This is a genomic window from Nocardioides rubriscoriae (assembly GCF_008087085.1).
Taxonomy (GTDB): domain Bacteria; phylum Actinomycetota; class Actinomycetes; order Propionibacteriales; family Nocardioidaceae; genus Nocardioides; species Nocardioides rubriscoriae.
The window spans coordinates 144,312-156,929 of the sequence record NZ_VIYJ01000005.1; the positions used below are offsets into that span (position 1 = coordinate 144,312).

Annotated in this window: 13 protein-coding genes; 2 read left to right on the forward strand and 11 right to left on the reverse strand. The window is 70.7% G+C overall.

Annotated elements, in window-relative coordinates; all coding sequences use genetic code 11:
- Positions 1 to 8: 8 nt before the first annotated feature.
- Positions 9 to 1,091, reverse strand: coding sequence for an adenosine deaminase (locus tag FZC61_RS10370; RefSeq protein ID WP_148614096.1), 1,083 nt, complete (start codon positions 1,089 to 1,091; stop codon positions 9 to 11).
- 56 nt (positions 1,092 to 1,147) lie between these two features.
- On the opposite strand from FZC61_RS10370, the gene FZC61_RS10375 reads away from it, so the two are divergent.
- Both FZC61_RS10375 and FZC61_RS10380 read left to right on the forward strand, forming a co-directional pair.
- Entirely contained in the window at positions 1,148 to 1,603 is a 456-nt protein-coding gene (locus FZC61_RS10375; protein WP_148614097.1) for a MaoC family dehydratase, read from the forward strand.
- A gap of 25 nt (positions 1,604 to 1,628) precedes the next feature.
- The gene (locus FZC61_RS10380) at positions 1,629 to 2,009 is read left to right on the forward strand and encodes a hypothetical protein (RefSeq protein ID WP_148614098.1); all 381 of its coding nucleotides are present in this window, start codon (positions 1,629 to 1,631) and stop codon (positions 2,007 to 2,009) included.
- Between the two features lie 47 nt (positions 2,010 to 2,056).
- Here the strand turns inward: FZC61_RS10380 and FZC61_RS10385 are convergent, their stop codons facing one another.
- The 10 genes from FZC61_RS10385 to FZC61_RS10430 form a co-directional block, all read right to left on the reverse strand.
- On the reverse strand, positions 2,057 to 3,343 hold the full coding sequence (locus tag FZC61_RS10385; RefSeq protein ID WP_148614099.1) for a thymidine phosphorylase: 1,287 nt from the start codon (positions 3,341 to 3,343) through the stop codon (positions 2,057 to 2,059).
- Positions 3,340 to 4,533, reverse strand: coding sequence for a cytochrome P450 (locus FZC61_RS10390; RefSeq protein ID WP_148614100.1), 1,194 nt, complete (start codon positions 4,531 to 4,533; stop codon positions 3,340 to 3,342). Before FZC61_RS10390 ends, FZC61_RS10385 begins: the two co-directional genes overlap by 4 nt.
- Positions 4,505 to 4,900 carry a cytidine deaminase gene (locus FZC61_RS10395; protein ID WP_148614101.1) on the reverse strand — a complete coding sequence of 132 codons (396 nt, stop codon included), beginning with the start codon at positions 4,898 to 4,900 and terminating at the stop codon, positions 4,505 to 4,507. Before FZC61_RS10395 ends, FZC61_RS10390 begins: the two co-directional genes overlap by 29 nt.
- Positions 4,897 to 6,165 (reverse strand): ABC transporter permease, encoded by a 1,269-nt coding sequence (locus tag FZC61_RS10400; protein ID WP_148614102.1) that lies wholly within the window; start codon positions 6,163 to 6,165, stop codon positions 4,897 to 4,899. The genes FZC61_RS10395 and FZC61_RS10400 overlap by 4 nt, the downstream gene beginning before the upstream one ends.
- The gene (locus FZC61_RS10405; protein WP_148614103.1) at positions 6,162 to 7,394 is read right to left on the reverse strand and encodes an ABC transporter permease; all 1,233 of its coding nucleotides are present in this window, start codon (positions 7,392 to 7,394) and stop codon (positions 6,162 to 6,164) included. Before FZC61_RS10405 ends, FZC61_RS10400 begins: the two co-directional genes overlap by 4 nt.
- Positions 7,391 to 8,959: an ABC transporter ATP-binding protein gene (locus FZC61_RS10410; RefSeq protein WP_211357199.1), complete on the reverse strand. Its 1,569-nt coding sequence runs from the start codon at positions 8,957 to 8,959 to the stop codon at positions 7,391 to 7,393. Before FZC61_RS10410 ends, FZC61_RS10405 begins: the two co-directional genes overlap by 4 nt.
- 188 nt (positions 8,960 to 9,147) lie before the next feature.
- Positions 9,148 to 10,155, reverse strand: coding sequence for a BMP family lipoprotein (locus FZC61_RS10415; RefSeq protein WP_170286060.1), 1,008 nt, complete (start codon positions 10,153 to 10,155; stop codon positions 9,148 to 9,150).
- Between the two features lie 234 nt (positions 10,156 to 10,389).
- Positions 10,390 to 11,556, reverse strand: a complete 1,167-nt coding sequence (locus FZC61_RS10420; protein ID WP_246142627.1) for an amidohydrolase — start codon at positions 11,554 to 11,556, stop codon at positions 10,390 to 10,392.
- Positions 11,557 to 11,663: 107 nt separating this feature from the next.
- Positions 11,664 to 11,903 (reverse strand): hypothetical protein, encoded by a 240-nt coding sequence (locus tag FZC61_RS10425; protein ID WP_148614107.1) that lies wholly within the window; start codon positions 11,901 to 11,903, stop codon positions 11,664 to 11,666.
- A 215-nt stretch (positions 11,904 to 12,118) separates the two neighbouring features.
- On the reverse strand, positions 12,119 to 12,514 hold the full coding sequence (locus tag FZC61_RS10430) for a hypothetical protein (protein WP_148614108.1): 396 nt from the start codon (positions 12,512 to 12,514) through the stop codon (positions 12,119 to 12,121).
- Between the last annotated feature and the right edge of the window lie 104 nt (positions 12,515 to 12,618).

A 12,618-nucleotide genomic window follows, 5' to 3' on the forward strand; every position in this document is an offset into this window, starting at 1 on the left:
TCAACTCATCAGGCCATCAGCGCCGCGTACCCAGGCTTGATGACCTCGTCGATGATCGCGAGCCGCTCGTCGAAGGGCAGGAACGCCGACTTCATCGCGTTGACGGTGAACCAGCGCAGGTCGTCGAGGCCGTAGCCGAAGGCCTCGACCAGCGCCGTCATCTCGTCGGTCATCGAGGTGTTGCTCATCAGCCGGTTGTCGGTGTTGACGGTGACCCGGAAGCGCAGCCTGGTCAGCAGCCCGATCGGGTGCTCGGCGATGCTGGTCGCCGCACCCGTCTGCACGTTGGACGCCGGGCACATCTCGAGCGGGATCCGCTTGTCGCGCACGTACGACGCCAGGCCGCCGAGCTCGACGGTGCCGTCGTCGTGCACCGTGATGTCGTCGATGATCCGGACGCCGTGACCCAGCCGGTCGGCCCCGCACCACTGGATGGCCTGCCAGATCGACGGCAGCCCAAACGCCTCGCCGGCGTGGATCGTGAAGTGGGAGTTCTCGCGCTGGAGGTACTCGAACGCGTCGAGGTGCCGGGTGGGCGGGTAGCCGGCCTCGGCCCCGGCGATGTCGAACCCGGCGACGCCGCGGTCGCGCCACGCCACGGCGAGCTCGGCGATCTCCATCGAACGGGCCTGGTGCCGCATCGCGGTCAGCAGCTGGCGCACCACGATGCGGTGGCCCCCGGCACCGGCCTCGGCGGCTCCGGCGTCGAACCCCTCCTGCACCGCCGCGACGACCTCGTCGAGGGTGAGACCGCCCTCGACGTGCTGCTCGGGGGCGTAGCGGACCTCCGCGTAGACCACGCCGTCGGCCGCGAGGTCCTCGACGCACTCGCGCGCCACCCGCACCAGCGCGGCGCGGGTCTGCATCACCGCGACCGTGTGGTCGAAGGTCTCGAGGTAGCGCTCCAGGGAGCCGGAGTCTGCCGCGTCGGCGAACCACGCACCGAGCGCCTGCGCGCTCTCGTGGGTCGGCAGGGTGTGCCCGACCTCGTCCGCGAGCTCGAGGACGGTCGCCGGCCGCAACCCACCGTCGAGGTGGTCGTGCAGCAGGACCTTGGGCGCCGAGCGCACCGTCTCGCGTGTAGGTTCCATGGCGTCATCCAACCACCCCCCTGCTCGTCCGCGACGAGCCAAGCCCAGGAGGCACCATGCGCACCTTCACCACGCTCGACGAGGTCTCCGGGGCCGTCGGTGAGGAGCTCGGAGCGGGCGACTGGCTGACCATCGAGCAGGAGCGGGTCAACACGTTCGCCGACGCCACCGACGACCACCAGTGGATCCACGTCGACGTCGAGCGCGCCAACGCCGGCCCCTTCGGCGGACCCATCGCCCACGGCTACCTCACGCTGTCGCTGATCCCCTTCCTCGGCACGTCGGTCTTCACCTTCGCGACCCCCGGCGCCAAGCTCAACTACGGCCTCAACAAGGTGCGTTTCCCCAACCCCGTCAAGGTCGGTCACCGCATCCGCGACCACGTCACCCTCCTTGCCGTCGACGACCTCCCCGCCGGCAAGCAGGTGACGATGAAGCACGTCATCGAGATCGACGGCGAGTCCAAGCCGGCCTGCGTCGCCGAGATGGTCGTCCTGCTGCTCGAGGCCTGAGGACGCCGCGCAGCGGTACCTCGTGGTGACGTCGACCGTGGACATCCTCGGCTTCTTCGCGGCGACGTCGGCACGGACCGACGACGAGGTGCTGCGGCTGGGCGACGCGGCGTTCGCCCACGCGGCCGTCACCGAGCTCCCCACGACCCTGAGCATCGCGGTCGTGGTGGTGTACGCCGCGGCGGCGACCGACGAGGTCTCGTTCGCGATCGGGCTGCAGCGTCCCGACGGCTCACGGTCCGAGCGTCGGCACGGGCTCACGGTGGTCACCCCGGGGCGCTACGCGCACCTCGACGTCCCCGTGGACGTCTTCGAGGAAGGTGGGCACGCGCTGCTGCTCCATCCCCTCGCGGACACCGCCACGACCCTCGCGACCTACCCGTTCGGCGTAGGACTGTCGCACTGAGGCGTCTCGACCCGACCGGCCCGGTGGGCCCTGTCGGTACGTCGCCCTCAGCCGACCCGGTCGATGACCAGCGGTGAGGCGACCGGAGCGTCCGGGCCGATCTCCCAGCCGCCGTCGAGCGAGGCCAGCGCGCGGTCGAAGCGGGCGGGCTCGTCGGTGAGCAGGGTGAACAGCGGCGACCCGGCGGTGACCGCGTCGCCGGGGCGGGCGTGCCACACGACACCGGCGCCGGCCTGCACCGGGTCCTCCTTGCGGGCACGGCCGGCGCCCAGCCGCCAGGCCGCCAGGCCCACGGCCATCGCGTCGAGCCGGGTGAGCACGCCGGAGATCGGCGCGATCACGACGTGCGACTCACGCGCCACCGGGAGCGCGGCGTCGGGGTCGCCGTCCTGGGCGCGGACCATCGCCTTCCAGACGTCCATCGCCGAGCCGTCGGCCAGCTTGTCGGCGGGGTCGACGTCGTCGCGCCCGGCGCCGGCGAGCATCTCGCGGGCCAGGGCCACGGTGAGCTCGACGACGTCGGCCGGTCCCCCGCCGGCGAGCACCTCGACGGACTCGGCGACCTCGATCGCGTTGCCGGCGGTGAGGCCGAGCGGCACCGACATGTCGGTGAGCAACGCCGTGGTCCGGACGCCGGCGTCGGTGCCGAGCGCGACCATCACCTCGGCGAGCTCGCGGGCGCGGGTGACGTCCTTCATGAAGGCCCCCGAGCCGACCTTGACGTCGAGGACCAGGGCGCCGGTGCCCTCGGCGATCTTCTTGCTCATGATCGACGACGCGATCAGCGGGATGGCCTCGACGGTGCCCGTGACGTCGCGCAGCGCGTAGAGCTTCTTGTCGGCAGGCGCCAGACCGTCGCCGGCGGCGCAGATGACCGCACCGACCGACTCCAGCTGCGCCATCATCTCGTCGTTGGTCAGCGCCGCCCGCCAGCCGGGGATCGACTCGAGCTTGTCGAGGGTGCCGCCGGTGTGGCCCAGGCCGCGCCCGGACAGCTGGGGCACGGCGACCCCGCAGGCGGCCACCAGGGGCGCCAGCGGCAGCGTGATCTTGTCGCCGACCCCGCCGGTCGAGTGCTTGTCGGCCGTGGGCCGCGAGAGCGAGGAGAAGTCCATGCGCTCCCCCGACGCGATCATCGCAGCGGTCCACCGCGTGATCTCGTGGCGCTCCATGCCGTTGAGCAGGATGGCCATGGCGAGCGCCGACATCTGCTCGTCGGCCACCTCGCCGCGGGTGTAGGCGTCGACCACCCAGTCGATCTGGGAGTCGGAGAGCTCGAGGCCGTCGCGCTTGGCGAGGATCACCTCGACTGCGTCGTGGAGGGGTCTGTTCACCCGGTGACCCTACTGAGGTCGGGGCCGGTCAGGCCGAGACCGGCACGGACCGGCACGGACCGGTAGCCACGAAGCACGAAGGTGCCGCGGCTCTCGGGCTCGGAGCGGAGCTCGAGGCCGGGGTACGTCGCGTGCAGCGCGGTCAGGGACTCGGTCAGCTCCATCCGCGCGAGCGGCGCTCCGAGGCAGAAGTGCACGCCGGCCCCGAACGCCACGTGCGGGTTGGGGTCACGGTCGAGGAGCATCTCGTCGGGCCGCTCGAAGACCTCGGGGTCGCGGTTGGCAGACCCGAGCAGGGCGGCGATCTTCTGGCCCGCCCGGATGAGTACCCCGGCGACCTCGACGTCGTCGGTCGCAGTCCGCTCGAAGAGCTGCAGCGCGGAGTCGAAGCGCAGCATCTCCTCCACGGCCAGGGCGACGTCGCCAGGCCGCAGCCCGCGACGCAGCGCCGCGACGCAGCCGTTGCCGAAGACGTTGACCGACGCCTCGTGACCCGCGTTGAGCAACAGGACCACAGCCGCGACCACCTCGTCGTCGCTCAGCTCCGTGCCCGCCAGGTCGCTCATCAGGTCGTCTCGGGGCCGCTCGCGGCGCTCGGCGAGGAGCTCGCGGACCAGCGCGGCGAAGTCGGTGGCCGCCGCGACGGCCGCTGCCTGCACCTCGTGGTCCGGCGCGACCTCGTACATGCCGACGATGGCCTGCGACCAGCGTCGCAGGTCGCCGGCGTGCGAGGCGGGGACGCCGAGCAGCTCGGCGATCACCAGCACCGGCAGGGTCTCGGCGAAGTCACCGACGAGGTCGAAGCCGGCCGGATCCACCTCGTCGAGCAGCGTGGCCGCGAGTGCACGGACCCGGGGTCGCAGGCGCTCGACGTGGCCCCGGTTGAAAGCACGGGCGACCGGTCGGCGAAGGCGCGCGTGGTCGGGTGGTTCGTTCTCCATCATCTGGTTGCGGTGCAGCAGGTTGAAGGGTTCGAGGGCCGCCGCCGGCTCCCGGTCGCGCCAGATCCGGCCCAGGCGACGCTCGCGCAGCACAGCGCCCACGGCCTCGTGGGTGAACGCGAGGTACACCCCGGTCCGCTCGTGCCATGCGACGGCGTGACGGGCGCGCTCCTGGGCCAGGAACCGGTAGGGATCGGCGACGAACTCGGCCGACCCGAGGTCAAGCGAGGTCGTCGGGACCGAAGGCATCGGGCAGCACCTCGTCCATGCGCTTGACACCGGAGACCGTGAGCAGCAGCAGGTCCTTGCCGCCGTTCTCGGAGAGCAGCTGGCGGCACCGGCCGCACGGCATGATGACCGTGCCGTGCCCGTCGACGCACACGAAGTGCGTCAGCCGACCGCCGCCGGTGAGGTGGAGCTGGCTGACGAGCCCGCACTCGGCACACAGCGCGACACCGTAGGCCGCGTTCTCGACGTTGCAGCCGGCCACGTGGCGACCGTCGTCGACGACGGCGGCCGCACCGACACGGAAGCGGGAGTACGGGGCGTAGGCGTGCTGGGCCGCCGCGGTGGCCTCGGCCGTGAGGGCTTCCCAGTCGAACCCGCCGACCGTCACCCCGCGCTCCCCTTGCGGTAGACCTGACCGTCGGCCGCCGGCATCCGCAGCCGTTGAGCCGCGAAGGCCAGCACGAGCAGCGTGATCACGTAGGGCGTCATCCGGGTGAAGTCACCGGGCACCTCGTCGATCGCGAAGTAGAGCGCCCCCAGGCCGAACGCGACGAGCGCCATCACGGCGGCGGTGCGGACGTTGCGCCGGTAGAGCTGGAACAGTGCCGCACCGGCGGCGAGGACCGCGATCGCGAGCAGGAGCGCGTGCACGGAGTCCTGACCCGAGCGCAGGCCGAGGGTCTCGGTGTAGCCGAACAGGCCCGACCCGGCCAGCAGGCCGCCAGGACGCCAGTTGCCGAAGATCATCGCGGCCAGCCCGATGTAGCCGCGACCGCCGGTCTGGCCGTCGCGGTAGGAGCTGGACGCGACCATGGACAGGAAGCAACCGCCCAGGCCCGCCAGCCCGCCGGACACGATGACGGCGATGAACTTGTACTTGATGACGTTGATGCCGAGCGACTCGGCGGCGGCGGGGCTCTCGCCGCACGACCGCAGTCGCAGGCCGAAAGACGTCTTCCACAGCACGAACCAGGTCAGGACGCACAGCAGCACCGCGATCACGACCAGCACCGACAGGCCGTTGCACAGTGCCCGAGCCACGGCGGCCAGCTCGGAGACGAAGAAGATGTCGTCCTTCTCCACCTTGCCCAGGCTCTCGACCAACGGGTCGATGGTCAGCGACGGTAGGTCGGGCAGGCCCGGCGACTGGGTCGCACTGCCGCCCTCGCGCTCGCCGAAGGTGACCGCCGCGAGGTACTGGACCGCGCCGAGCGCGATGATGTTGATCGCGACACCCGACACGATGTGGTCGACGCCGAAGGTGACCGTGGCGATGGCATGGACGAGCCCGCCGATCGCCCCGAAGAGGATGCCCCCGAGCACGCCGGCCCAGGCCCCGTAGTAGAACGCGAAGTAGGCCGCGCCGAAGGTGCCCAGGATCAGCATTCCCTCGAGACCGATGTTGACGACACCGGCACGCTCGGACCAGAGCCCGCCCAGACCGGCGAGCAGGATCGGGGTGGTCGCGGCCAGCGAGGCCTTGATGGCACCCGAGGACGTGAGGTCGTTGGCGTCGGTCACCAGCTCCAGCACCGACAGGAAGAAGATCAGGACGACGAAGACGACCGGTGCCGCCCAGAGCGGGACACGGCGCCGGCGTCCGGTGGCCGGCGCGACGGTGGTGGGGACGAGCTGGGTCTCGGGCACGCTCACAGCGGGGCCTCCTCAGGTTGGTCGTCGGCGTCGCGAACCGCACCCGGAGTCGCGGGGAGGGTCGTCGCCGCGTGCGTGCCGTCACCGTCGACACCCTTGACACGCTCGGCACCCTCGACACCCTCGGCGGGCGGCGACGCAGGGTCCCGCTGGGCGAGCACGCGGGCGACGTGCTGCTGCTCGAGCCGCAGTCCGTAGCGACGCACGACCTCGGAGGAGATCACGACCATCAACAAGATGGTGCCCTGCATGATCTTGACGATCTCGGGCGAGACACCGGCATCGATCTGCAGCTTGTTGCTCTGCTCGTCGAGGAAGGCGAAGAGGAGAGCCCCGAGCGCCACGCCGATGGGGTGGTTGCGCCCGATCAGTGCCACCGCGATCCCGGTGAAGCCGAGGCCGGCCGGGAAGGTCGAGCCGTAGGAGTGGTACTCGCCGAAGATGTAGGGCAGCCCGACCAGGCCGGCGAACGCGCCGGAGATCATCATCGCCACCACCGTCATCCGCTTGACGTTGATGCCGGACGCCACGGCGGCGGTCAGGGACTGACCGGTGGCGCGCAGGTCGAAGCCGAACCGGGTGCGGTTGATCATGAACCAGTAGACGAACCCGGCCACGACCGCGATCACGACGAAGCCGTAGATCTCAGACGCCGGACCGTCTCCGATGGAGATGTTGGGGATCCAGCTCTCCTCGGGGATGAGCTTGGTCTGCACCACGCTCACGTTGCTCTGGGTGGCCGACTTGGCGAGCTCGCGGGTGATGAACGCGGTGAGACCGACCGCGACCGCGTTGAGCATGATCGTGGAGATCACCTCGCTGACCCCGCGGTAGGCGCGCAGCACGCCGGCGATGCCGGCGTACAGCCCGCCGGCGACCATCGCGGCGATGATCGCCACCCCGGTGTTGAGGTAGCCCGGCAGCCAGGCCTCGCCGGCGACGAAGGCGGCCATCAACGCGGCCACGAGGAACTGGCCCTCGACGCCGATGTTGAACAGGTTCATCCGGAAGCCGATCGCGACGGCGATCCCGGAGAGGTAGTAGATGGTGGTCTTGTCGATGATGTTGGCCCAGTTGCGCTCAGCCGGGGCGGTCCGCAGGACCTGCCAGACGGCCCCGATCGGGTCGTCGGCGAGGAACAGCACCAGGCTGATGACCAGGACCGAGAGCACGAGCGCCAGGACGGGCACGGAGAGCGCGAGGACCGCGCGCTGGAGGCGGATGTTCACGCCGTGACCGCCTGTCCCTCGTCGGAGGTGGCCCCGGTCATCGCGGACCCGAGCTGCTCGGGCGTCACCGAGGCCGGGTCGAAGGTGCCGACGAGCCGGCCGCGTAGGATCACCTCGATCCGGTCCGACAGGCCGATCAGCTCGTCGAGGTCGGCCGAGATCAACAGCACCGCCAGTCCGTTGCGGCGCGCCGTCTTGATGTGGTCCCAGATCGCGGCCTGGGCGCCCACGTCGACGCCGCGGGTGGGGTGGGAGGCGATCAGCAGGATCGGGTCGCTGCTCATCTCGCGCCCGACGATCAGCTTCTGCTGGTTGCCGCCGGACAGGGCGCGGGCGAGCACGTTGGGGCCGGGCGTGCGCACGTCGTAGTCCTCGATGATGCGCTCGGTGTCCTGACGAGCCGCCCGACTACGGATCAGGCCGCGGGACGAGCTCGGTGGGCGCGACTGGTGGCCCAGGATCCGGTTCTCCCACAGCGGCGCGTCGAGCAGCAGGCCGTGTCGGTGCCGGTCCTCGGGGATGTAGCCGATCCCTGCCTCACGACGGTCCAGGGTGCTCGAGCGGGAGATGTCGACGCCCGCCAGCTCGATCGCACCGGTGACCCCGGGGCGCATCCCCATGATCGCCTCGACCAGCTCGGCCTGGCCGTTGCCCTCGACCCCGGCGATGCCGAGCACCTCGCCGCGGTGGACCTCCAGCGACACGGCATCGAGCAGCGGCCGGCCGTCGGGCGCGGGCAGCGTGAGGTCGCGGACCGACAGCAGCACGGTGTCGGTGACGGTGGAGGTCTCGGTGCTCGGCGAGGGCAGCTCGGCCCCGACCATGAGCTCGGCGAGCTGGCGCGAGGTGACGCTGCGCGGGTCGGTCACGGTCGTCACCGTGGTGCCACGGCGGATGACGGTGATCTCGTCGGCGACCGCGCGGACCTCGTCGAGCTTGTGGGAGATGAAGATGACCGAGAGGCCCTCCTGCTTGAGTCCACGAAGGTTGTCGAAGAGCTCCTCGACCTCTTGCGGCACCAGGACCGCGGTGGGCTCGTCGAGGATGATGAGGGTGGCTCCGCGGTAGAGGACCTTGAGGATCTCGACCCGCTGACGCGCGCCGACCCCGAGCTCCTCGACGAGGCGGTCGGGCTCGATGCCCAGCCCGTAGGCGTCGGAGATCCTCATGATCTCGCGGCGCGCCGCACGACCGATCCCGTGGAGGCGCTCGGCGCCGAGGACGACGTTCTCGACGACGGTGAGGTTGTCGGCCAGCATGAAGTGCTGGAAGACCATGCCGACGCCGGCCTTGATCGCGTCGGCTGGGGACGACAGCGAGAGCTGCCGGCCGTTGATGGTGATCGTGCCGGAGTCGGGCGGCTGGACGCCGTAGAGGATCTTCATCAGCGTCGACTTGCCGGCGCCGTTCTCGCCGACGATGGCGTGGATGGTGCCGCGCCGGACGTCGATGTTGATGTCGTCGTTGGCGATGACGCCGGGGAAGCGCTTGCCGATCCCGCGCAGCTGGACCGCCAGGTCGTCCGGAGGGCCGCCGGTGGTGCTGGCACCGTCAGGGTGGGGCACTGCCTGAGTCACGGTGACCGTGACCTCCTTCGCGAGCTGGTGACCGCGGCCGATTGGCGGACGGCCGACGTCAGGATCGTACTGACCACCGGGCCCGCGACGGACGAGGCCCGCGTGGACGCGTGGAGCGTGCGCGCGGGCCTCGCCTACCGACCGGTTTGCCGAGCCAGAAGGCCCGGCGAACGAGGTCACGGGGTGGTGGGAACCGTGATGGTGCCGTCGATGATCTGCTGCTTGTACTCGTCGAGCTTGGCCGCGATGTCGTCGACCTGGCCACCGCTGGTGGAGTAGCCGACACCGTCGACCGAGAGGTCGTAGCGGGTGACGCCCGACGGGAAGGTGCCGTCGTTGACCTGGCTGAGGTACTCGTAGACCGCGACGTTCACGTTCTTGAGCATCGAGGTCAGGATGACGTCCTGCACGGCCGGGTCGGCGGTGTTGTACTGGTCGGAGTCGACGCCGATCGCGAGGTTGCCGCTGTCGGCGGCCGCCTCGAAGACGCCGCCGCCCGAGCCACCGGCTGCGTGGTAGACGATGTCGGCACCCTCGTCGAACATGCCCTCGGCCGCCGTCTTGCCCTTGGCCGGGTCACCGAAGCCGGAGAAGTCCGGCGGCTGGGTGAGGTAGGTCGACTGGATCTCGACGTCGGGGTTGACCGCCTTGGCACCAGCGATGTAGCCCGCCTCGAACTTCTGGATCAGCGGGACCTCGACGCCACCGACGAAGCCGATGTTGCCGGTCTCCGACTTGAGCGCGGCGGCCGCACCGACGAGGAACGATCCCTGCTCCTCGGCGAAGACCAGGTCGGCGACGTTGTCGGCGTCGATCGACTCGTCGTCGATGATGGCGAAGTGGACGTCGGGGTACTCGGCGGAGACCTTGGTCAGGGCCGCGGCGTAGGCGAAGCCCACGGCGATCACCGGGTCGTAGCCACCGTCGGCGAAGGTCCGCAGCCGCTCCTCGCGGGCCGCCTCGTCCTCGCCGTCCTCGGCCTCGGCCTCCTCGGAGGTCATCCCGAACTCCTCGATCGCCTGGTCGAGACCGGCGGCAGCCGAGTCGTTGAACGACTGGTCGCCCCGACCACCGACGTCGTAGGCCATGCCCACCTTGACGTCGCTCTCGGCCGACGTGGCGCCCGAGCCCGAGTCCGTGGCACTCGGCTCGCTGTCCTCGCTGGCGCACGCGGTCAGAGCCATCACGCTGACGCTGAGCACTGCTGCAATCTTGGTCGTGAGACGCAAGATCCCTCCTCAAGTTAGTGGTGCGCCCATCGGTCGGGGCACACGGAAAACAAACGTGACCTTAGCCCCGCCCGCACCCGGGAAGAGGTAGTTGGGTGGACAAATCTGTGAACGTCACCAGTTGTTACCTGACAGTGACCACGACCAGGTCACGCCGGGCTCGCTGCGCGCGGCCCACCCGGACCGCCATCAGGAGCTCTCGAGCGCCCCGATGGCCGCCATGGCCAGCACGCGGGCCCCGATCCCGATGGCCCGCTCGTCGATGCGCAGGTTGCCCTGGTGCAGGTCGTACGTCGCCCCGCCGGGGGTGCGGGTGCCGAGGCGGAACATGGCGCCGGGCACCTGGTCGGTGTACCAGCCGAAGTCCTCGCCGCCCAGGCTCTGCGGCACGCCGGTCTGCCCGCCGTGGCCGAGCACGGCACGCGTGGCGGCGGCCAGGATCGCGTTGGAGCCCGGGTCGTTGACGACCGGGGGCACGCCCTGGAGGTAGTCGATCGTGGCGGTGACGCCGTAGGGCCGCACGATGTCGTGGACGGCCTCGCGGATGATCGGCTCGCAGCGCGCCCAGGCGACGGCGTCGAGGATGCGCACGGTGCCGGCGACCATGCCGGTGTCGGGGATGACGTTGGGCGCCGATCCGGCCCGCACCATCCCCCACACCACGCTGACCCCCGCACGCGGGTCCATCCGGCGGCTCAGGACGGCGGGCAGCTCACTGGTCACCTTGGCCAGCGCGAAGGTCAGGTCACCGGTGAGGTGGGGCCGCGAGGTGTGTCCGCCGTTGCCCTCGAGGTGGACCTCGATCTTGTCGGCGGCGCTGGTCAGCGCCCCGGAGCGCAGGCCGATGCGGCCCACGTCGACGTTGGGGTCGCAGTGCAGCGCGAAGATCCGCTGCACGTCGTCGAGGTGGCCCTCGGCGATCAGCTGCTTGGCGCCGCCGGGCATGACCTCCTCGGCGGGCTGGAACAGCAGGCGCACCCGTCCGGGCAGGTCACCGCGCTCGTGGACCTCACCGAGGGCGAGGGCGGCACCGAGCAGGCTGGAGGTGTGGACGTCGTGGCCGCAGGCGTGCGCGACGCCGGGGACGGTGCTGGCCCAGGGAACCCCTGAGACGTCCTGCACCGGCAGGGCGTCCATGTCGGCGCGCAGCGCGACGACCGGCCCGTGGCCGGGGCCGAGCTCGGCCACGACCCCGGTCGGCGCGGGGAACGTGACCCGCCAGCCGGCCGCCTCGACCCGCTGGGCCACCAGGTCGGTGGTCCGGGTCTCGGACCACGACAGCTCGGGGTGGGCGTGCAGGTCACGTCGCAGGTCGATGAGCTCGGCGTCGTACTTGGTGAGGACGTCGTCGATCACCGCGGATGGGTCATCGGGGCGGCCGGGCACCAGCCCAGGTTAGTGCCCCTGGCCAGCGCCCTCGGTCAAGTCGCACCCTGGGACGAGGCGGGCTCCACGTCCTCCTCCTACTCCTCGCGCGTCGTGACCCGCAGGCTCCAGTCGACGTCGTCGGTCCCGACCACGTCGACACCGAACGACCGACCCCGCACGGTGAAGACCTGGGTCCGCGACACGACACCGTCGCAGGGCACCTTCAGGGCCTCGGGGCGCGGCAGGGTCAGGATGAGGGTGAGGGTGAGGCCCGCCTCCACCTCCGCGCACACGGCGTACACGACGACCACGTCGTCGGACACGGTCGTGAGCACCCGCGGGACCGGACCACGGCCGGTCCGGGCACCTCGGTCGACCTCGTCCGGCCGCACGGGCACGAGGTCCGGCAGTGCGACCGACGACGGACTCCCGGTCGGAGCGCTCGTCGTCGGGGCGGGCGCCGGCGCGCGGCCGCCGGACTGGCAAGCCGACAGCAGCACGGCCGCGGTGATCACCACCGCGGCCGTGCCCACCTCGCGAACGCGAGAGATCAGTAGATCCACCACCGCAGTCGGGCCGGCGCCTGGAAGGACCACTTCTTGGTGGTCGTGGAGCACCCACCGCCGCAGTAGCTCAGCTTGGTGTAGCCCTCGAGCCGCTCGTTGACGATGCCGCGGTCACAGTAGACCGTCTCGTCGGCGGGGATCTTGAACGACGCCGAGGTCACGTACCCGGTGGTCATGCTCTTCTCGACGCCCGCGTTGACCTCGGCCTTGACCCCACCGAAGATGCCGGCCTTGATCTCGGTGCCGAGGGTGGTGCTGAGCGTGTAGGTCGACGTCTTGCTCGTGTTGGCCTCGCAACTACCGTGGATCGCGTAGCTGCGGTTGTTGGTGATGCTGTCGCGGTAACCGATGGTCTTGTTGTTGACGAGGTTGCGTGTCATGTAGCTGCACCAGCTGCTGTTGTTGGTCTGGCCGCAGTCGATCTTGTTACCGGCAGCCGAAGCGGGAGAGGTCGGTGCACCCGCGACGACGGCGAGCGCGGCCA

Bases quoted from the DNA above. Each gene is read 5' to 3' on its own strand.
- FZC61_RS10370 (WP_148614096.1), bottom strand. From the start codon at position 1,091: ATGGAACCTACACGCGAGACGGTGCGCTCGGCGCCCAAGGTCCTGCTG.
- FZC61_RS10375 (WP_148614097.1), top strand. From the start codon at position 1,148: ATGCGCACCTTCACCACGCTCGACGAGGTCTCCGGGGCCGTCGGTGAG.
- FZC61_RS10390 (WP_148614100.1), bottom strand. From the start codon at position 4,533: ATGCCTTCGGTCCCGACGACCTCGCTTGACCTCGGGTCGGCCGAGTTC.
- FZC61_RS10415 (WP_170286060.1), bottom strand. From the start codon at position 10,155: ATGGCTCTGACCGCGTGCGCCAGCGAGGACAGCGAGCCGAGTGCCACG.
- FZC61_RS10430 (WP_148614108.1), bottom strand. From the start codon at position 12,514: ATGACACGCAACCTCGTCAACAACAAGACCATCGGTTACCGCGACAGC.